The sequence below is a fragment of the Streptomyces sp. NPDC048424 genome (assembly GCF_040651555.1).
Lineage (GTDB): Bacteria > Actinomycetota > Actinomycetes > Streptomycetales > Streptomycetaceae > Streptomyces.
The window spans coordinates 250,614-268,734 of sequence record NZ_JBEZKE010000005.1 but is presented as its reverse complement, the minus strand read 5'-3'; the positions used below and the strand labels follow the sequence as shown (position 1 = coordinate 268,734).

The 18,121-nt window shown below is 72.6% G+C and carries 19 protein-coding genes and 2 pseudogenes; 12 read left to right on the top strand and 9 right to left on the bottom strand.

Translation table 11 applies throughout. The features are described 5' to 3' along the window. Positions 1–389 precede the first annotated feature (389 nt). Positions 390–1,352: pseudogene (locus AB0D29_RS09965) on the bottom strand (pirin family protein); the annotation flags it as partial. Positions 1,353–1,457: 105 nt separating this feature from the next. On the opposite strand from AB0D29_RS09965, the gene AB0D29_RS09960 reads away from it, so the two are divergent. The 7 genes from AB0D29_RS09960 (at position 1,458) to AB0D29_RS09930 (ending at position 6,748) form a co-directional block, all read left to right on the top strand. Continuing rightward, positions 1,458–1,808, top strand: a complete 351-nt coding sequence (locus AB0D29_RS09960) for a tetratricopeptide repeat protein (protein WP_351588631.1) — start codon at positions 1,458–1,460, stop codon at positions 1,806–1,808. A gap of 281 nt (positions 1,809–2,089) precedes the next feature. Then, a complete protein-coding gene (locus AB0D29_RS09955; RefSeq protein ID WP_362853034.1) occupies positions 2,090–2,476 on the top strand; it encodes a barstar family protein in 387 nt (128 codons plus the stop codon). 291 nt (positions 2,477–2,767) lie between these two features. Continuing rightward, on the top strand, positions 2,768–3,970 hold the full coding sequence (locus tag AB0D29_RS09950) for a methyltransferase (protein ID WP_362853033.1): 1,203 nt from the start codon (positions 2,768–2,770) through the stop codon (positions 3,968–3,970). A 54-nt stretch (positions 3,971–4,024) separates the two neighbouring features. Then, positions 4,025–4,789 carry a MerR family transcriptional regulator gene (locus AB0D29_RS09945; protein ID WP_362853032.1) on the top strand — a complete coding sequence of 255 codons (765 nt, stop codon included), beginning with the start codon at positions 4,025–4,027 and terminating at the stop codon, positions 4,787–4,789. Positions 4,790–5,007: 218 nt separating this feature from the next. Next, a complete protein-coding gene (locus AB0D29_RS09940) occupies positions 5,008–5,565 on the top strand; it encodes a DUF6230 family protein (protein ID WP_362853126.1) in 558 nt (185 codons plus the stop codon). After that, positions 5,556–6,095, top strand: a complete 540-nt coding sequence (locus AB0D29_RS09935; RefSeq protein ID WP_362853031.1) for a DUF6114 domain-containing protein — start codon at positions 5,556–5,558, stop codon at positions 6,093–6,095. The genes AB0D29_RS09940 and AB0D29_RS09935 overlap by 10 nt, the downstream gene beginning before the upstream one ends. Further along, on the top strand, positions 6,092–6,748 hold the full coding sequence (locus tag AB0D29_RS09930) for a hypothetical protein (RefSeq protein ID WP_362853030.1): 657 nt from the start codon (positions 6,092–6,094) through the stop codon (positions 6,746–6,748). Before AB0D29_RS09935 ends, AB0D29_RS09930 begins: the two co-directional genes overlap by 4 nt. Positions 6,749–6,799: 51 nt before the next feature. On the opposite strand, the gene AB0D29_RS09925 is transcribed toward AB0D29_RS09930, so the two are convergent. Further along, entirely contained in the window at positions 6,800–7,660 is an 861-nt protein-coding gene (locus AB0D29_RS09925; protein ID WP_362853029.1) for a helix-turn-helix transcriptional regulator, read from the bottom strand. 197 nt (positions 7,661–7,857) lie between these two features. Between AB0D29_RS09925 and AB0D29_RS09920 the strand changes: the two genes are divergently transcribed. Genes AB0D29_RS09920 through AB0D29_RS09910 form a run of 3 tightly spaced genes read left to right on the top strand, consistent with a single transcriptional unit; the run spans position 7,858 to position 9,459 of the window. Further along, complete coding sequence (locus AB0D29_RS09920; RefSeq protein ID WP_362853028.1) at positions 7,858–8,604, top strand: SDR family oxidoreductase; 747 nt, start codon at positions 7,858–7,860, stop codon at positions 8,602–8,604. 26 nt (positions 8,605–8,630) lie between these two features. Next, positions 8,631–9,158, top strand: a complete 528-nt coding sequence (locus AB0D29_RS09915; protein ID WP_362853027.1) for a nuclear transport factor 2 family protein — start codon at positions 8,631–8,633, stop codon at positions 9,156–9,158. Further along, positions 9,151–9,459 carry a DUF2087 domain-containing protein gene (locus AB0D29_RS09910; protein ID WP_362853026.1) on the top strand — a complete coding sequence of 103 codons (309 nt, stop codon included), beginning with the start codon at positions 9,151–9,153 and terminating at the stop codon, positions 9,457–9,459. Before AB0D29_RS09915 ends, AB0D29_RS09910 begins: the two co-directional genes overlap by 8 nt. Here AB0D29_RS09910 and AB0D29_RS09905 read toward each other — a convergent pair. The 5 genes from AB0D29_RS09905 to AB0D29_RS09885 all read right to left on the bottom strand — a co-directional run bounded on the left by AB0D29_RS09905 (position 9,432) and on the right by AB0D29_RS09885 (position 15,251). Continuing rightward, positions 9,432–10,217 (bottom strand): metallophosphoesterase, encoded by a 786-nt coding sequence (locus AB0D29_RS09905; protein ID WP_362853025.1) that lies wholly within the window; start codon positions 10,215–10,217, stop codon positions 9,432–9,434. The genes AB0D29_RS09910 and AB0D29_RS09905 overlap by 28 nt on opposite strands. Before the next feature lie 73 nt (positions 10,218–10,290). Further along, positions 10,291–12,042: a hypothetical protein gene (locus AB0D29_RS09900; protein WP_362853024.1), complete on the bottom strand. Its 1,752-nt coding sequence runs from the start codon at positions 12,040–12,042 to the stop codon at positions 10,291–10,293. A 126-nt stretch (positions 12,043–12,168) separates the two neighbouring features. Then, entirely contained in the window at positions 12,169–12,708 is a 540-nt protein-coding gene (locus tag AB0D29_RS09895) for a hypothetical protein (protein ID WP_362853023.1), read from the bottom strand. A gap of 192 nt (positions 12,709–12,900) precedes the next feature. Beyond that, positions 12,901–14,328 carry an NAD(P)/FAD-dependent oxidoreductase gene (locus AB0D29_RS09890; protein ID WP_362853125.1) on the bottom strand — a complete coding sequence of 476 codons (1,428 nt, stop codon included), beginning with the start codon at positions 14,326–14,328 and terminating at the stop codon, positions 12,901–12,903. A gap of 185 nt (positions 14,329–14,513) precedes the next feature. Next, the gene (locus AB0D29_RS09885) at positions 14,514–15,251 is read right to left on the bottom strand and encodes an SDR family oxidoreductase (protein WP_362853022.1); all 738 of its coding nucleotides are present in this window, start codon (positions 15,249–15,251) and stop codon (positions 14,514–14,516) included. Between the two features lie 153 nt (positions 15,252–15,404). Here AB0D29_RS09885 and AB0D29_RS09880 point away from each other — a divergent pair, with 153 nt between their 5' ends. Next, complete coding sequence (locus AB0D29_RS09880; RefSeq protein WP_362853021.1) at positions 15,405–15,977, top strand: helix-turn-helix domain-containing protein; 573 nt, start codon at positions 15,405–15,407, stop codon at positions 15,975–15,977. Positions 15,978–16,128: 151 nt separating this feature from the next. Here AB0D29_RS09880 and AB0D29_RS09875 read toward each other — a convergent pair whose 3' ends face one another. Continuing rightward, a complete protein-coding gene (locus tag AB0D29_RS09875) occupies positions 16,129–16,536 on the bottom strand; it encodes a thioredoxin family protein (RefSeq protein ID WP_362853020.1) in 408 nt (135 codons plus the stop codon). A gap of 110 nt (positions 16,537–16,646) precedes the next feature. Between AB0D29_RS09875 and AB0D29_RS09870 the strand changes: the two are divergent. Further along, positions 16,647–16,809 (top strand): annotated as a pseudogene (locus AB0D29_RS09870) (transposase); the annotation flags it as partial. 32 nt (positions 16,810–16,841) lie between these two features. On the opposite strand, the gene AB0D29_RS09865 reads toward AB0D29_RS09870, so the two are convergent. Further along, positions 16,842–18,053: a hypothetical protein gene (locus AB0D29_RS09865; RefSeq protein ID WP_362853019.1), complete on the bottom strand. Its 1,212-nt coding sequence runs from the start codon at positions 18,051–18,053 to the stop codon at positions 16,842–16,844. Between the last annotated feature and the right edge of the window lie 68 nt (positions 18,054–18,121).

Genomic DNA, 18,121 nt, shown 5'->3' with positions numbered 1-18,121 from the left:
CGGGCCCTGGGCTCTCCGATGCACCGCATCCGTGCTTTCCTCGCGCAGTCAGGCGGAGTTCGCACTGCTCCGCAGAGCCGGTCCGGCCGACCGCGGGCCCGGTCAGCCGTGGCGGCCCGGCACCCCGCCGCCGGCGCCGCACCGCGCCGGACACTCCGGGCGCGGACATCCGCATCGGTTGGCCCCCGCTGCTGACGGACCAGGCTGGGCAAGCCTGCGAGTCAGCATTCGCTCGACTAGACCTGACCACACCCTGATCCACATGGGACTCGACGCCAAGATCAAAATGCCACTGCCGAGATCGCTTCGGCTCCCGCCGGGCCCCCAGAAGCGGAACGGTGCGAGCCGCCACGTGCAGCCCGCACCCTCGATGACATCAGCACTGTTGAGCGCGTTCTACCCCTGGGCTTCAAGCGAGTTGGGGGAAGTTCAGGGGCCGGAATCGGAGGGCCGTCGTAGCCCTTGACCTCGCCGTAGCGGGTGCCCTCCATCCAGTCCTGGCGGGCTTGTACGATCTCCTCGTTGGAGCGGCCGATCCAGTTCCAGAACATCACGATCTCCTCCTCGAACGGCTCGCCGCCCAGGAGCATCAGGCTGGCGTCCGAGGTTGCGCGCAGGGGGAGTTCCGTGCGGCCGCAGCCCAGGTAGAGCATCGAGCCCGGGAGGACCGGGACGTCGTCGACGTGGGCTTCGCCCGACATCGACAGGACCGCGTACTCGAAGTCCGGGTCGAGCGGGAGGCGGGTCTCGGTGCCCGCCGCGAGGGTCAGGTCCGCGCCCACGATCGGGCTGTACGCCGTGCCGGGCGAGGTCGCCGTGTCCAGGGTGCCCAGGATGACCGTCGCCGTCAGGCCCGGGGCCGTGACGTGTGGGAGTTCCGCGTGGTGCTGGAAGTGCGGGTCCACGTTGCGGTGGGCGTCCGGCAGGGCCACCCACAGCTGGGCGCCGTGCAGGAAGCGGGCGTGCGGGCGCGGGCTCTCCTCGGAGTGACTGATGCCGCGGCCCGAGGTCATCAGGCCCAGCTCGCGCGGGCGGATCGTGGCGAGGCTGCCCTCGCTGTCGCGGTGGAGCACCTCGCCCTCGTGGAGCCAGCTCACGGTCTGCAGGCCCGAGTGGGGATGCGGCGCCACCTGCATGCCGGGTTCGTCGGCGATGTCGTCCGGGCCGTAGTGGTCGACGAAGCACCAGGCGCCCACCATGCGGCGGCCCAGGTTCGGCAGGAGTCGGCGGACCTCGGTGGACTCTCCGAGCTTGACCGTGCGCGGGCTGAGGAGCTCGCGCACCGGCTCGGCCACGACGAAACCGCGGCCGCCGCAGGCGGAGAGAGCGGGCTGGCGATCGAGATTGCTCATGCGGACAACCTAGCCCCGCGGTGGTGGCTCCGGCGGGTGGAATGTTCCACCGCCCAGGCGTGTTGGTGGCACCGGACGGACCACCCGAACGGCGGAAGGGACACGATGGACGCGCCGGGGACGTACTTCGAGCACGGAACGGCGGCCGAGCGCTGGGCGCGCGCCCAGCTCTTCTTCGACGCGAAGGAGTACGCGACGGCCGCACGCATCCTGGACGGGCTGGCGGGCGAGGTGCCCGAGCAGTTGGCGCCGCGGCTGCTGCTGGCCCGCGCCTACTACCACTCCGCCCAGCTCTCCCGCGCCGAGCAGGAGCTGCGCGCCATCCTGGAGCGCTGGCCGGTGGAGGACTACGCGCAGCTGATGCTCGGTCGCACCCTGGAGCGCCAGGGCCGCGCCGCCGAGGCCCGCCCGTACCTGCGGGTGGCCGCGGCGATGGCCGGCGACTTCCCCGAGTAGCGGACAAGCCCGCCCCGCTGCGCAGGCGCCTCCCGACTCCGTGTACGTGAGGAGCCGCCTGCGCGCACGGGACCGCCCCGCCCCGACCGCGCGTGCGGCCGCCCGCCTCGCGCCGGGGTCGGCCGGGCCCGGTTCGTACGGACGGCCGGATCCGCGCACAACCGCACGAGGCGGTCCGGGCCTCCGCTCATGAGGCCTCCCGGCCCGACCGGACGGCTGCGCTGCTCAGGTCCCGCCCCCTCGGGGGCTCCACTCGAGCGGGCACCCCTTAGCCTCGCGGCGTGACGATGATCTACGTACTGGATGGGAAGCGGATTCACACGCTGGAGGACTTCTGGCGGGTGATGGGCGAGGCGATCAATGGCCCCGGTGGCTACTTCGGAAGGAATCTCGACGCGTTCAACGACTGCTTGCGGGGCGGATACGGCACACCGGAGGACGATGACTTCGCGGTGGAGTGGCACGACCACGCCGACTCACGGCAGGCCCTCGGACATGCGGAGACGGCCCGGCAGCTGGAGATCCGGCTGAGGCGCTGCCACCCCGCCAACCGCCCGGTGGTGGCCGAACAGCTCGCTGCGGCGCGGGCCGGCGAGGGTCCGACGGTCTTCGACTGGCTGATCGAGATCTTCGAGGACCAAGTGCCCGGCGCTGTGGTGCTTCGCTGATCGACCGCGCGTGGAGCAGCGGCGCGGCGGCACCGGCAGTTCGCCGCGATGGACCGCTCGGTCGGCGGGCAGGAGCCGCCTGACCTGCGACCGCGCAGGGCGACGATCCGATGAGCGGGCACTTGGCCATACCGGCCGACCACGGGGCTCGGTCACAGCCCCGCCCGCACGTGCGGGCGGGCCGCCCCCTCGTACGCGGGCCCCGCGCGCCCGCGCCGGGGGCGGTCCGTTCGGGTGTTCGGCCACGTGCGTGTGGGGTGCGGTGGTCGGCTCGGATAGCCTGGGGCGCATATGAACCGCCTCACCACACCCTTCGGCTCCTACGAGCTCACCCGCTTCCCCGAGGACCCGCGCGACCGGCTCCGTGCCTGGGACGCCGCCGACGAGTACCTGCTGCGCCACCTCGACTCCGGTACCGGGGAGCGCGGCCCGGTGGATCTGGCCTCCGCCGGCCAGATCACGGTGCTCGGGGACCGCTGGGGGACGCTGACGACGGCGCTCGCCGCGTACCACCCGACGCAGATCACCGACTCCGCCCTCACCCGCTCCGCCACCGCGGCCAACCTGGACCGCAACGGGATCGGGACGGCCAAGGCCACGGTGACCCTGCTGACCACGCAGGACCCGCCGCCCGGGAAGATCGACGTCCTGCTGGTGCGCGTGCCCAAGAGCCTGGCGCTGCTGGAGGACCAGCTGTACCGGCTGGCCCCGCACGTGCACGCGGGCACCGTGGTGGTCGGCGCCGGCATGGTCAAGGAGATCCACACCTCCACCCTGCGGCTCTTCGAGAAGATCCTCGGCCCCACGAAGACCTCGCTCGCGGAGAAGAAGGCCCGGCTGATCTTCTGTACGCCGGGCACCCCCGGGGCGACCCGCCCCACGACCGCAGGGCCGTGGCCGCTGACGTACACGGTGGACGAGGACGCGGGCTCGGGCTCCGGCCTGACCGTGGTCAACCACGCCGGGATCTTCTGCGCCGACCGGCTCGACGTCGGCACCCGTTTCTTCCTGCAGAACCTGCCGACCAACACCGACGGGGCCCGGGTCGTGGACCTGGGCTGCGGCAACGGCGTCGTCGGCGCGGCGGTCCAGGTCCACGACCCGGACGCCGAGGTCGTCTTCACCGACGAGTCGTACCAGGCGGTCGCCTCGGCGCAGGCCACGTACCGGGCGAACGTCCGCGAGGGCCGGCGGACGGCGGAGTTCTTCGTCGGTGACGGGGTGGCCATGCTGCCGCCCGCATCCGTGGACCTGGTGCTGAGCAATCCGCCCTTCCACTCCCACCAGGCCACCACGGACGCGACGGCGCTGCGGATGTTCGCGCAGTCGCGCAAGGTGCTGCGGCCCGGCGGCGAGCTGTGGATCGTCGCGAACCGGCACATGGGCTACCACACCCATCTGCGCCGGCTCTTCGGCAACAGCGAAGTCGTCGCGAGCGAGCCGAAGTTCGTGGTCCTGCGGGCGGTCAAGCAGGATCGTCCGCGGCCCGCGTGACCTGCCCGTGTGAGCTGCCGATGTGACCTGTCGGTAGCTCCTACACTCTGGCCCGTGAGCAGCAGCCAGGTGGAGGACGGGAGCGGTGGCGGGCGCTACCGCCGGGAGGACGTGGCCCGGGCGGCGGGCGTCAAGGTGCGCAACCTGCGCTACTACCAGGAGCGCGGGCTGCTGCCGCCGCCGCGCCGGGAGGGCCGGATCGCCTGGTACTCCGACGACCACCTGACCCGGCTGCGCCTGATCAGCGATCTGCTGGGGCGCGGCTACACGGTCAACGGCATCGCGGAGCTGCTCCAGGCGTGGGAAGAGGGCGGCGGCCTGTCCCGACTGCTGGGCCTGGAACGGGAGATGACCCGGGACTGGGTACAGGAGGAGCCGGTGACGATGACCCGGGCCGAGCTGCGGAAGGTGTTCGGCCCGACGGCGACCGCGGCGGACACCCGGCGGGCGGCGGAGCTGGGTTACGTGACGGTGGACGGGGACCGGGTCACGCACCCGAGCCGCCGGCTGCTGGACGCGACGCTGACGCTGGTGCGCCTGGGGGTACCGCTGGCGGAGATCCTGGACGTCGGGGAGTTCGTACAGACGCAGGCGGCGACGGTCGCGGACCGGTTCGTCGGGCTGTTCCGGCGCCATGTGATCGGCGCGGAGGGGGCGGGGGGCCTGGAGCGGCTTTCGGCCACGCAGCTCCAGCACATCACGGCGGCGGTGGCGGCGCTGCGGCCGGTGGCCGGGGAGGTCGTGGCCACGGAGTTCGCCCGGGCGATGGCGCGGCGGGTGGACGCGGAGGTCGCCGAACTGCTGCGTACGGAGCAGTAGGAGTCGGCTCAAAGGGTGCGCTCGCACAACCTTGCCAACCTCCATTGGCACTCTTACATTCAACTCGTCGGTAACAACGGTGCACAGCCGAAATAAGGGACGATCTCATGACCGGTTCCCCCCATTTATCCGACCCTTCCGACCCTTCCGACCCTTCCGACCCTTCATCCGATGGGCGCAGTGAGTCCGGCCGCGTTCGCTGGCGGCGGTTCGCCGCCCTGACCGTCCCCGCCGTCGCCGTGACCGCCGGCCTCGGCATCGCCCTCGCGCAGGGCGCGCTGGCCGCCTCGTTCGCCGTCTCGGGCCAGCAGTTCAAGGTCTCGGCGAGCAGCCTGGAGGGCGAGGGCTTCGCCCAGTACGGAAGCGTCGACGTCAACGCCCGCGAGGAGCTCATCCCGGTGGCGGTCACCGCCATCCGGGAGGCCAAGCTCCACAACCTCTGCCAGTCCGTGGTCACCACGCTCCCGGTGGTCGGTGACATCTCGCTCAACCTCACCGCCGGCCGCAAGACCCCGGTGGAGGCGAGCAATCTGTTCGTCGACGCGACCCAACTCGCCGGCGACGCCGTCTTCAGCAACATCGAGATCGGGCGGGACGCCTCGACCCTCGACAAGGGGCCGGCCGAAGCACAGGGCATGCAGGACCTCTTCGCCCAGCAGGCCGACACGGTCCGCATCACCGATCTCCAGCAGACGGCGTGGGCGACCAACGCCGGTACCTTCAAGCTCTCCGGGCTCAGCATGAACATCAGCAAGGGCAAGAAGGAATGCTTCTGAGCCGACGGCGGCGGTGGCAACGGTGGCGGCGCAGCAGACCCTTCTGGGGCGGGCTGCTCGCGATCCTTGCCGGGGCGTGGATCTGCGTCCTGCCGCTGGCGCCGCTTAAGATCATGCTCCAGCAGGGGGTGGCGGGGATCCCGTCCGTCCTGATGGGCATCGTGATGATCGTGCTCGGCCTCACCACCTGGTTCGCACCCGCTCAGCGCACGCTCGCGGGCGTTCTCACCACCCTGATCGCCACGGCCGCGCTGGTCCTGTCGAATCTGGGCGGTTTCCTGATCGGCACCCTGCTCGGCATCCTCGGCGGCGGCCTGATGTTCGCCTGGCAGCCGTACGCCGCCCCGTACGCCGCCCCGCGCGCGGCCCCGCGCGCCGGGGAACACGCCGGGGAACCGGAGTCCGCGGCGGATTCCACGGCGCAGTCCACGTCAGGTACCGGGAACGCGGAGTCCGCCGTGGGCGCCGCGGCGGCCGCCGCGCCCCCTCCCCCCACCTCGCACCACGATCCCCAAGGAGCACAGCCATGAGCCGTTCGCGCACCGCGCTCGCCCTCGGGACGGCCGCCGCCGGAGCCCTCGCCCTCGGCGCGGTCACCGTCCCGGTCACCGCCGCGCCCTTACCCGCGGCCGGGTCGACCACCGTCACCCCGGCCGGTCACGCCTTCCAGGCCACCCTCACCGGCAAGGCCACCCTCAAAGCCGGTTCCGTGACGGTGACTTGTACGGTCTCCGTCGCCACCGGAACGGTGCCGGCCGCCCCCGGCAACAGCAACCCGGCCGGGCCGGTGTCCTCGCCGATCTCCGCGCCGACGTACAGCTCCTGCACCTCCAGCATGCCGGGCGTGACCCCCACGGTCACGACCTCCGGTGCCTGGACCGTGTCGATGCAGGACGGTTCCCCGATCACCGCCACCATGGGCCTGCCGGTCGGCGGTCTGGTGGTCAAGACGACCGGACTCGCCTCCTGTACGGTCACCGCCGCCCCCACGGCCCCCGCGAACGTCGGCGGCAGCTGGGCCAACGGCGCCCCGTCCACGCTGACCTTCACCAACGCCTCGGTACCGGTCAAGGTCACCGGCGGGTTCGGCTGCCCCACCAGCGCGACCTCGTCCACCTTCAACGCGATCTACCGGGTAGCCGACACCACCGATCCGGCGCAGCAGATCACCGTCGGGCCCTGACCCCGCCGCACCGCCCTCCGCTCACGCCCGCTCAGGCCCACTCAGGCCCGCTCAGGCCCCGGCCCGTCCGTCCCGGTGAACTCCGGCGCCGGACGGGCCGGTTGCGTTCAGACTGCCGAGCAGCGAGAGCGCGTGGGAGCTGGGGCTCCCCGGTTCGGCGTGGTAGATCACCACCTGCTGGCCGGGTGCTCCCCGTACGTCGAAGGACTGGTAGGTGAGGGACAGCGCCCCCACGTCCGGGTGGACCAGCGCCTTGGCGTCGAGGGTCTTCCCGTAGACGGTGTGCGCGGACCAGAGCGCGGCGAACTCCTCGCTCGTCCCGGTGAGCAGGCGCACCAGTTCCCGCAGGCGCGGGTAGTGCGGTACGAGGCCGGTGGACTGGCGCAGCGCGGCGACGACCGCCTCGGCCGCCCGGCGCCACTGGGCGTAGAAGACCCGGCCCGCGGGGTCGAGGAACGTCATGCGGGCGAGGTTGTCCGCCTCCTCGAACGGCGAGAAGAGCGCGTCGGCCAGGCTGTTGGCCGCGAGCAGGTCCAGCGCCGGGTTGAGGACGAACGCCGGGGTGTTCGCGTACCCGTCCAGCAACTGGCGCAGCACCGGGCTGACCGTCTCCCTGGGCCGGGTCCGCTGCCCGTCCGGCAGGGTGCCCGCCAGCCGGAACAGGTGGTCGCGTGCCTCGTGGTCCATGCACAGGGCGGCGCTGATCGCTTCGAGGATCTGAGGCGAGGGGCTCTGCTCGCGGCCCTGTTCCAGGCGGGCGTAGTAGTCGGAGTTCATGCCGGCGAGGACGGCGACCTCCTCCCGCCGCAGCCCGGCCACCCGGCGCGGACCGTAGGAGGCCAGTCCCACGTCGTCGGGCCGCAGCCGTGCACGGTGCGCGCGAAGGAAGTCCCCGAGGGCGTTGCCTGTCATCACGCCAGGCTAGACGGGTCCCGCGCCCCGTGCCTGGGTGCACCGTACCCAGGCACGACCCGTCCTGGTCCCTCCTTCCGCCGCCGCCCAGACTCCGGAGGACGAGACGGCCGAAAGCCGTCCGCAAGAGGGCCGTCCACAAAGGGCCGTCCGCGCAAGGCCGTCCACAAGAAGGCCGTCCACAAGAAGGAACAGACATGAAGCAGACCGCCATGACCGGGACGAGGACCGTCGCCGTCACCGGTGCGAGCAGCGGCATCGGGGAGGCCACGGCACGCCGTCTGGCGGCGGACGGGCACCGGGTCCTGCTCGGCGCGCGCCGTACCGGCCGGCTGCAGCAACTGGTCGAAGAGATCACCGCGGCGGGCGGCACCGCCGCCTTCCGGACCCTGGACGTCACCGACGCCGCGGACATGCGCGCGTTCGTCGACGCGGCGGTCCACGCGTACGGCCGGATCGACGCCCTCGTGAACAACGCGGGCGTGATGCCCCTCTCGCCGCTGGCAGCGCTCAGGACCGACGAGTGGGACCGCATGATCGACGTGAACGTGCGGGGCGTCCTGCACGGGATCGCCGCCGCCCTGCCCGTGATGCGCGCACAGGGCGGCGGGCACTTCGTCAACATCGCCTCCATCGGCGCCTACGAGGTCTCCCCCACCGCCGCCGTCTACTGCGCCACCAAGTACGCCGTCCGCGCGATCTCCGAAGGCTTGCGGCAGGAGTCCGCCGGGGACATCCGGGTCACCCTCGTCTCCCCCGGCGTGACCGAGTCCGAACTCGCGGACAGCATCTCCGATCCGGAAGCGAAGGAGGCGATGAAGGCCTACCGCGCCGTGGCGCTGCCGGCTTCGGCCATCGCGGACGCGATCGCCTACGCCCTGTCCCAGCCACCGCAGGTCGACGTGAACGAGATCGTCGTCCGCCCGGTCGCGAGCGCCCGGTGACCCCCGCCGGGAGGGAGGGCGCCGAGGTGACGCTCACGGCCTCCGCCTACGACGGCCTGGTCCGCAGACTGCGGAACCTGGAGGACAAGGAGGCGCTGCGCACCCTTCTGGTCCGCGGCTGGCGGGCACTGGACCGCAAGGACTGGCAGACCTGGATCGACTGCTGGGCCGAGGACGCGGTGCTGGAGTTCGGGCCGTGGGGCGAGACCTGCGGGAAGGAGGCGATCCGGGCGAAGGTGGAGGAGGCGGAAGCGCCCTACCCGGGCATGCAACACCACATCCTCAACATGCACTTCGAGGTGGAGGGGGACCGGGCGAGCGGCATCGGCTACATGTGGTTCGTCGCCGTCACGGCACCCGGGACGACCTCCGCGACCTACTCCATGGGCGGCGCGTACGCATGGGACTTCCGCCGCGGCCCGGACGGCTGGCTCCTGACCCGCCAACAGCTCGACGTCCGGTGGACCGGCGGCGAGGACTCCCTCAAGGCCTTCGAACCGGAAATTCCGTTGCCCGCCGAGGAGCCGAGCGGTCAAGCTCGTCCTCATGTCTGAGAGCACCGAACACCAGCGACAGAGCGCCCCGCGCAAGGAGCGAAGGGACGTCGGCGACCTCTTCTCGGGCGGACGGCTCCTCGCGATCCCGCGCCGGGCCGCCCGGCGCGAGCAGCTGCTCGTCCACCTCGCGGAAACCCTCTTCACCGTGGACCGCTCGTACACGGAGCCCGAGGTGAACGAGGCGCTGCGCACCGTGCACGAGGACTGCTCGGCGCTGCGGCGGTATCTGATCACCTCGGGCCTGCTGACACGGACCCGTGACGGACGCAGCTACCGGCGGTCCACGACCACCCGGTAGTGGGTCGTCAGCCGCCCGTCGTCGCCGATCAAGTGGAAGGCGACGGCGGGCGGTTCGTCGAGGTGGACGTGCTCGGAGGCGGCCGAGGGGTGTTCCCACGGGAGCCGCAGGGTGGAGACCACGCCCGGCGCCACCAGCACGGGACGCCCCGCGAAGGTGGTGGCGGCCGCGGTGTGGGCGTGCCCGCACAGGAACGCGGTGAGGTGCGGGTGCCGTTCGGCCAGGGCGGCGAGCCGCTCCTCCCCGAACTGGCGGATCTCGTCGACGTACGGGGTGTGCAGCGGGACGGGCGGGTGGTGGAAGGCGACGAGGACCGGGGTCTCCCGCGGAGTGTCGGTCAGTACGCCGTCCAGCCAGGCCAGGGTGGACTCCTCCAGGAGACCGTGGTCGGCGCCGGGAACGGAGGAGTCGCACACGGCGAGCACGAAGCCGGGGCCGCGCAGCACCTGGTCGACGGGCGCCGGCGACGACGGGGCCGGCTCACCCGGCAGCCCCTGCTCACCCAGCAGGCCCTGCCGGAAAGCGGTCCGGTCGTCGTGGTTGCCGGGGCAGACCACCAGCGGGTGCCGCGAGCGCAGCAGCTTGGCGGCCTCCTCGTACTCGGCCGGGGCGGCGTGGTCGGCTATGTCCCCGCTCACCAGCACGGCGTCCAGGTCGTGGGGCAGACCGTCGAGGTACTCCATGACGGCGCGGGTGCGGTCGGCCGCCCGCGGGCCGCCGTCGAGATGGATGTCGCTGAGGTGGGCGATCACGATCACGAGCGGTGTCTCCTTCGCCTCTGGTCGAGAGATGAGTTCGACACCCATTCAACAGGGCGGCCCGCGGCGGTACTCAGGCGCTCGTTCGCGGACGGGTGCGGCGTACCAGCACCCAGCCGCCCGCCGTGAGGGCGAGCGCGCCCGCGGCGAGGGAGGCCACGGTGGCTCCGGTGGACGCGAGCGCACCGCCGGTGGGGGCGGCGCCCGTACCGCCGACCGTACCGCCCACGGAGCCGCCCGAGCCGCCGCCTGCGCCGCCGCCCGAGCCACCGGCCGAGCCTCCGCCGGCACTGCCGCCGATGCTGCCGCCGGTGCTGCTGTCCGACCCTCCGCCCGAGCCCCCGGTCGTGCCCGCCGCCGTACTCCCGGACGTGCCGGAGCCGTCGCCCGTCCCTCCGGTGGACGGGCCGCCACCTGTCGTGGTGTCCGCGGCCGTGACGGTGAGCGTGGCCGCCTCGGTGCGGGCGGTGCCGACGTCGTTGGTGAACTCCGCGCGGTAGCGGCTGCCGTTGTCGGAAGCCGCCGCCGTGAAGGTGTGGGTCGGCGAGGTCGCGCCGGGCACGGCCCTCCACGTCCGGCCCGCGTCCGTACTGACCTGCCAGGCGACAGTGGGCCGCGGGGTCCCCTCGGCCTGCGCGGTCAGCGAGACCTCCGTGCCCGCGGTGACGGACCGGTCCGCCGGACTCCGGGTGACCTTCGGGGAGGTGGACCGCTCCAGCCGGGTGATCCTCGCCCCCGCCGGGTCCGATACGAAGACGACCGCGCCGCCGGGCTCGACGGCCAACGCCGCGCTGCCCAACTGGCCGTGGTTTCCGGGGAGTACGACGGGTTTCGCGACCTCCTGGAGGTCACCGGCGCGGTGGACGGTGAGCGTTCCGTCGTTGTCGCTGCCGGGCTGGGCGGTGTCCCCCGTGTCCTGCCACACCACGAACGCCTCGTGCGTGGCGGTGTCGAACCTCGCCGCGCGGGGCATGTCGGCGCCCTCGATGGTGCGCAGCCGCTTGCCCGTCGCATCGTGGACGACGACGGAGGTGTCCAGCCCGACCCACACCGCGCCGGTCTCGGGGTCCACCTCCGTGAACCCGCCGAACCCCTCTCCGGCCGGGAGGTCGACGGTCTTGGTGACCTGGAAGGTCGCGGTGTCGATGAGGTACATGCGGCGGTTGCCGATGTCGGTGAACCAGACCGCGCCGCGCGCCGCGTCGACCGCGAACTCCTCGCCGCCCTCCAGGGTCACCGAGCGCTTCACGGCCGCGGTGGCGATGTCGACCTCCGACAGTACGGAGCCCTGCGCGACCAGCACCGTCGAGGGGGTGAGCCCGGGGGCCGCGTCGGTGACGGCCGCACCCGGCACCCACGCGCCCGCCGCCGCGGCGTCGCCGTCCTTGGCGGTCCCGATGCCGCGCAGCGGATAGACGAAGACCGCGCCGTCGCCGGGCAGCGGGGCGACGAGCCGGCGCACGGCCCGTCGGCCGAGCGTGCCGGTGGGGCCCGGGGCCTGGCCGACGCTGCTGCGCAGCCGGCCGTCGGCGGGGTCCAGGACGTGCAGGCCGGCCTCGTTGGCCTCGGCGGTTTCGGGCAGGTCGTCCGAACCGACGTACAGCTTCTTCGAGTCGGGGTGCAGCAGCAGGTCGCGCGGTTTGCCGGCCGTGGTGAACTGCGCCACCGGCCGGTACGCGACGGTGCCCTGCGGTACGTCGGCCCCCTCACCCCCGGCGGCCGAGGCGGGGCCGGCGCCGGTGGCGGCCGAGGCGAGCACGAGCGCGAGCACGGTGGAGGCGGTGCCCGTGCGGCGGCCGGGGGTGAGGGGGTGCCGGGGTGTCATGACTTCCTCGTCGACGGGTCGGGTCGGGTCGGGGCGGGTCGGACCGGGGCGGGTCGGACCGGGGACCAGGACTCGGGCCGGGTCGAACCGGGGCCGGTTCGGGCTCGAACCGGCCCCGGAGGTCGGCTAGTTGAAGGTCACCGGGACGTGGACGTCGTACTTGCGGTTGGCGGAGTTGAAGTGGTCGGCGCGCGTGACGACGGCGCACTGGACCGTTTCGCCGCAGATCTGGCCGCCGCCCAGGTCGGCCTTGACGTGGATGGTGACGCTGAAGGTACCGCCCGGACCGTACTTGGAGGTGTTGGCGAGGGTCCCGCCGAAGGTGTTGTTGATCCAGTGCGAGGCGCCGGTGGTGCCGGACTGGTCGGAGCCGCCCAGACAGGGGGTGGGCTTGTTCGCGCCCTGTGCGCCGTTGACGGCGCACAGGCCGACGTATACGCCCTTGGCGGTGTTGAAGCCGCTGCCGGTGACCGTGACGTTCTGACCGGCCGCGGCGGCGGAGGAGGGCGCCGTGACGCTGAGGTTGAAGGTGGCCGCGCCGTCGGCGACCGTACGCGTCGAGGTGGCGGCCGAGGCGGAGCCGGCCGCGCCGACGGCGAGCGCGACGGCGGCGGAGGCGGCGACGGCCGCGCGGGCGGCGGTACGGGGCAGGGAGGCAGCACGCATCACTGGGACACCTTTCGGGTACGGGAGAGGGTTCCGGCGCCGAAGCGCAGGAAGTGAGGTAAGGCTAACCTAATATCGATCAAGGTTGAACCCCCTCACACCCGCACCCCCACCTCCCTGAGGGCCCGTCAACTTCCGCTTCGGCGACCGGTCCAGGGACGGGCCACGACTCTCGGGCGCCGCCCCGGCCCCTCACCCCCGGTAGGTCTCCAGCAGCCGCAGCCAGATCTCGCTGATGGTCGGGAAGGCCGGAACCGCGTGCCACAGCCGCTCGATCGGAACCTCCCCCGCGACGGCGATGGTGGCCGCGTGCACCAGTTCGGCCGCGCCCGGGCCGACGAAGGTGGCTCCGAGGAGGACCTCGCGGTCGAGGTCGACGACCATCCGGGCGCGGCCGCGGTAGCCGTCGGCGTACAGGCCGGCGCCGGAGACCTTGGACAGGTCGTAGTCGACGGCGCGCACCCGGTGGCCGGCCCGTTCGGCCTCGGCCAGGGTCAGGCCGACCGCGGCGGCCTCCGGGTCGGTGAAGACGGCCTGCGGGAGGGCGCGGGTGTCGGCGGCGGCCGTGTGCGCGCCCCAGGGGCCGGTGTCCAGCGGGGCGCCGGCCGCGCGGGCGGCGATCGCGGCGCCCGCGATCCGGCCCTGGTACTTGCCCTGATGGGTGAGGAGCGCCCGGTGGTTGACGTCCCCGACGGCGTACAGCCAGTCGTGGCCGGGCACCCGGCAGCTGTCGTCGACGTCGATCCACTTCCCGGCGGGCAGGCCCACGGTCTCCAGCCCGATGTCGTCCGTCCGCGGCGCCCGGCCCGTCGCCATCAGCAGTTCGTCGCCCTCCAGGGTCTCGCCGCCCTCCAGCACCACCTGGACGGGCCCGGTCGAGCCGTCCCGTACGACCGCCTCGACGGCCACGTCCGTACGGATCACCGCCCCGGCCTCGCGCAGGGCGTCGGCGACCAGCTCCCCCGCGAAGTCCTCCATGCGCGGCAGCAGCCCGGAGCCGCGCACCAGCATGGTGACCTGCGATCCGAGGCCCTGCCAGGCCGTGGCCATCTCGGCGGCCACCACCGAGCCGCCCACGATCAGCAGCCGGCCGGGGACGCCCTGCGCCGAGGTCGCCTCGCGGCTGGTCCACGGGCGGGCGCCGGCGATGCCGGGCAGGTCCGGGACGACGGCCCGGGTGCCGGTGGCGACGACCACGGCGTGCCGGGCCGACAGCACGTGGTGCTCGCCCTCGGGGCTGGTGACGGCGACCTTGCGGACCCCGTAGAGGCGGCCGTGGCCCCGGTAGAGCTCGACGCCGATGGAGTCGAGCCAGTCGATCTGGCCCTGGTCCTTCCAGTCACCGGTCCAGTAGTCGCGGTGCGCGAGCACCGCCGGTGCGTCCAGGGGGCCTTCGGCGGCGTCCGCCAGCCCCGGCACCCGGCGCGCGTCGGCCCGGGCCAGCACCGGGCGCAGCAGCGCCTTGCTGGGCACGCAGGCCCAGTACGAGCACTCGCCGCCCACCAGTTCGCTCTCCACGAGAGCGGTGCTCAGCCCGGCGGCGCGGGTCCGGTCGACGACGTTCTCGCCGGCCGGTCCCCCGCCGAGCACCACGACGTCGTACTCCACGGCTTCCGACATAGACACCTTCCAAGGGTTCCAGAGGGTCCGCCAGGACCCACAGGAATCCCGGTCAGGGGCTCATGGTCCGCCACTGTACGTGTGGTACGCGGGACATGCCCGAGATGCCGGGCGGCCTCGGCGTGGTGCGGCAACGGCCCACCGAGGTGCGGCTCCAGGACCGCGAGGCGGCTCGCGGGGAGGCGTCAGGCCTGCGCTGTGGGGCGGACGACGATCTCGCTGACGTCGACGCCTTCGGGCTGCTCGATCGCGTAGCCGATGGCGGAGGCGATGGCGGAGGGCGGCATGGCGATCTCGTCGCGCTGCCGGATCATCGCGGCCGCGATCTCGGGGCCGGCCCCCTTGCCCACGCCCTCGGTGTGGGTGAAGCCGGGCGAGACGAGGGTCACGCGCAGGTCCGGGCCCGATTCCTGACGCAGGCCCTCGGTGAGCACCTTGACGGCCGTCTTGGTGGCCGCGTAGACGGCCTGGGGCGACTTGACGACGTAGGCGGCGGTGGAGCCGACGTTGACGAAGTGGCCGGAGCGCTGCCGGCGGAAGACGGGCAGCGCCGCCCCGATGCCGTTGAGGAGGCCGGTGACGTGGGTGGAGACCATGGCGTCCCAGTCGTCCTGGCGCAGGTCGTCGAAGGGCGAGACGGCCATCGTCCCCGCGTTGGAGACGAGGACGTCGAGCCGGCCGAACTGGTCGACGGCCGCGTCCGTCAGGCGCCGGAGGTCCTCGCGGCGCGTGACGTCGACGACGACGCCGATGGCGGTGCCGCCCTTGTCCGTGATGCCGTCCACAACTGCGTTCAGCCGGTCTTCCCGGCGGGCGCCGAGCACGAGCCGGGCGCCCCTTTCGGCGAGGTGGGTGGCGGTGGCTTCGCCGATGCCGCTGCTGGCTCCCGTGATCGCGATGACCTTGCCCTCGATGCCCGACATGATCAGCTCCCTTTCGTGGGTGTGCGCCGGTCACTGCGGTGACCTACAGTGAAAACGGGGTTGTCCCCACTTATTTCAAGCTAAGTGGGGACGTCCCCGTTTGGCAAGTTTCCGGGCAGCCGAAGGGCACCCGAGAGGGGATGGCGAGCACTGATGGCCGACGGACCGAGCCGACCGTTGCGGGCTGACGCACGGCGCAACCGGGAGAAGATCCTCACCGCCGCCGTGCGCGTGTTCAAGGCGCAGGGGCTGGACACGCAGATGGAGCGCATCGCCAAGGAGGCGGGCGTGGGCAGCGCGACCCTGTACCGCAACTTCCCCACCCGGGAGGCCCTGGTCGAGGCGGTCTACCGCAACGAGCTGGCCCACCTGTGCGACGCGGTGCCCGCTCTGCTCGCGGAGCATCCGCCCGTCGAGGCCCTGCGCGCGTGGACCCGCCTCTTCCTGGACTACGTCACCGCCAAATACGGCATGATCGACGCGCTGCGCGCCATCGCCTCGACGGGAGCCAACCCCTACGGCCAGAGCCGGGAGATGATCCTGGCCGCCATCGCCTCGCTCATGGACGCGTGCGTGGCCGCCGGGACGATCCGTACCGACATCAAGCCCACCGACGTAGCCGCCGCGCTCGAGGGCATCGCCCTCACCTCGGCGGGCGCCGAGCACCGGCAGCAGGCCGAGCGCCTGCTCGACCTGACCCTGGACGGCCTCACGGTCCGCCCTTGAGGACACCCGCCCGGGCGCGCCACCACAGGAGCCTCACACGCACCACCGGGGGCCGGAAGCGATGCTTCCGACCCCCGGTGCGGGATGTGTGGGATGTGCGGGCCGTCCGCCGTCCACCGTCCGGCGGGGCCGCGGACGGTCCCCCGCTCCCTCAGGCCTCCGACGTGCCGGGGCCCTCGGCGCCGGGAGCCTGCGCGCCGCCCTGCTGCGCGGCGATCTTGGCGCGCACCTCCTCCATGTCCAGCGCGCGGGCCTGCCCGATGAGGTCGGTCAGTGCCGCCTCCGGCAGGGCGCCGGGCTGGGCGAAGATGGCCACCTGGTCCCTGACGATCATCAGGGTCGGGATCGAGGTGATCTGGAAGGCACCCGCCAGCTCCTGCTGCGCCTCGGTGTCCACCTTGGCGAAGAGCAGGTCGGGATGGGCCTCCGAGGCCCGCTCGTAGACCGGCGCGAACTGCAGGCACGGCCGGCACCAGCCCGCCCAGAAGTCGATCAGCACGAACGGGTTCTCGCTGACCGTCTGGTCGAAGTTTTCCTTGGTGAGCTCGACTGTAGCCACGGTGTCCAGACCTCCTGATTGAGCCGACTGCTCCTTGAACGAACGACCGGCCCCGAGCATTCCGCCCCACCCCGGGGCACCCCCCAAAGGCCTGTCTGATAATTGATCTTGTGGCAGGTCGAGGTGAGTTGACGGAGGCGGCGTGGGAGTGGATAGAGCCCTTGTTGCCGCAGGTGGATGGGCGTGGTCGGCCGTGACGTGATTCACCGGCAGGTGGTCAATGGTGTGCCGTGGCGGTTGCGGACCGGGGCTCCGTGGCGTGACCTGCCCCAGGGCGCGCCGCGCACGCCCCGGACGGCCGTGTGTCAGCTCGGGCGCTCGTAGTTGGTCAGGACGCAGCCCTCGACCTGGGCCTTCTCCAACCGGTAACCGGCCGGCGCGGTGAAGCCGGTCTCGCAGTTCAGGTACAGGAACTGGAGCTGGTACAGCCCGCGGCGGACGTTCGCGTTGTTGGTCTCCACTGCGATGTTCGTGCCGACCAGCAGCTTGCTCGCAGTGGCCTTGAGGCGCCCGTCGTCCTTCAGGTCGGCCAGCTGCGCCGCCTTGGCCTTGGTCTGGAGGGTCTTCATGTCGGAGACGGTGTCCAGCCAGTTCAGGTTGTGCGCGCGCTGCTCCCCGCCGAGCTGGCCGCAGACCGCTCGCTGCTGGACGCCCCAAGCGCTCGCGGGGCCGTCGACGACCGGCATGTAGTCGATCGACTGCACCTGCTCGTCGGTGACCTTCATGCTCGTGCAGTCGACCGTGTGCGGGCTGACGAGCTTCTTCAGCTCGGCGATGCTGCCGGCGCTCGGCAGGCCCAGGCTGCCGGTGGACGGCTGGCCCGGCTTCGCGGCTCCCTCGGTGGAGGGGTCACGGACCGCCCCGCGGTGGGGGCTGCCCTGGCCGTCGGGGCTGTTGACGTAGTCGGTGAGGAAGCAGCCCTCGACCAGGGCCTTCTCCTTCTTGAACCCCTCCGGGACGAAGACGTCGGGGTTGCAGCTCAGGATGCGCAGGTCGGAGTTGGGCGGGTCGACCAGGGACACGGCGGTGGCGGTCTTGAACGCGGTCAGGGCGAAGGTCTTGCCCACGACCGTGCGGCTGGCGAGGTCGGTGTCGTCCCGGCCCTCGGCGAGCAGCTTCGCGGCGTTGTCCTTGGCGGCCTGCTGGAAGGCCTTCATGTCCGGGGTCAGGAAGAGGACGATCTCGCCCCGCGCCTTCTTGTCCGTGCAGACGCCGCGCTCCGTGATGCCCCAGTCCCCGGCGCCGATGAACCCGCTCAGCGGCACCCGGCTGTCGTTCGGGTCGGTGCTGAGGTTCTCGCAGGACGTGTACTGCTGTACGTGGGCCTGCGCCCCGGCCAGCGTGGCGGGCGCGGCGCCGGCGCCGGCGGCCGTGGGGGAGTCGGGGGCGGCGCCCCGAGCGCTCGCGGAGGGGCTCGCGGCGGGCGGGCCCGGCTTGGGGGAGTCCTCGCAGGCGGTGGCGAGGGTGGTGAGCGCGGCGAGGGCCGCGGTCGCGGCGGATATCCGCTGGAGGCGCATGGGTGTCTTCCGTCGACTGGACACGGCACGGGGGGATGGCATGCCCATGCTACTAAGGCCTGTCTGAA

Bases quoted from the DNA above. Each gene is read 5' to 3' on its own strand.
- AB0D29_RS09960 (WP_351588631.1), top strand. From the start codon at position 1,458: ATGGACGCGCCGGGGACGTACTTCGAGCACGGAACGGCGGCCGAGCGC.
- AB0D29_RS09950 (WP_362853033.1), top strand. From the start codon at position 2,768: ATGAACCGCCTCACCACACCCTTCGGCTCCTACGAGCTCACCCGCTTC.
- AB0D29_RS09935 (WP_362853031.1), top strand. From the start codon at position 5,556: ATGCTTCTGAGCCGACGGCGGCGGTGGCAACGGTGGCGGCGCAGCAGA.
- AB0D29_RS09930 (WP_362853030.1), top strand. From the start codon at position 6,092: ATGAGCCGTTCGCGCACCGCGCTCGCCCTCGGGACGGCCGCCGCCGGA.
- AB0D29_RS09925 (WP_362853029.1), bottom strand. From the start codon at position 7,660: ATGACAGGCAACGCCCTCGGGGACTTCCTTCGCGCGCACCGTGCACGG.
- AB0D29_RS09920 (WP_362853028.1), top strand. From the start codon at position 7,858: ATGAAGCAGACCGCCATGACCGGGACGAGGACCGTCGCCGTCACCGGT.
- AB0D29_RS09910 (WP_362853026.1), top strand. From the start codon at position 9,151: ATGTCTGAGAGCACCGAACACCAGCGACAGAGCGCCCCGCGCAAGGAG.
- AB0D29_RS09900 (WP_362853024.1), bottom strand. From the start codon at position 12,042: ATGACACCCCGGCACCCCCTCACCCCCGGCCGCCGCACGGGCACCGCC.
- AB0D29_RS09895 (WP_362853023.1), bottom strand. From the start codon at position 12,708: ATGCGTGCTGCCTCCCTGCCCCGTACCGCCGCCCGCGCGGCCGTCGCC.
- AB0D29_RS09890 (WP_362853125.1), bottom strand. From the start codon at position 14,328: ATGTCGGAAGCCGTGGAGTACGACGTCGTGGTGCTCGGCGGGGGACCG.
- AB0D29_RS09885 (WP_362853022.1), bottom strand. From the start codon at position 15,251: ATGTCGGGCATCGAGGGCAAGGTCATCGCGATCACGGGAGCCAGCAGC.
- AB0D29_RS09880 (WP_362853021.1), top strand. From the start codon at position 15,405: ATGGCCGACGGACCGAGCCGACCGTTGCGGGCTGACGCACGGCGCAAC.
- AB0D29_RS09865 (WP_362853019.1), bottom strand. From the start codon at position 18,053: ATGCGCCTCCAGCGGATATCCGCCGCGACCGCGGCCCTCGCCGCGCTC.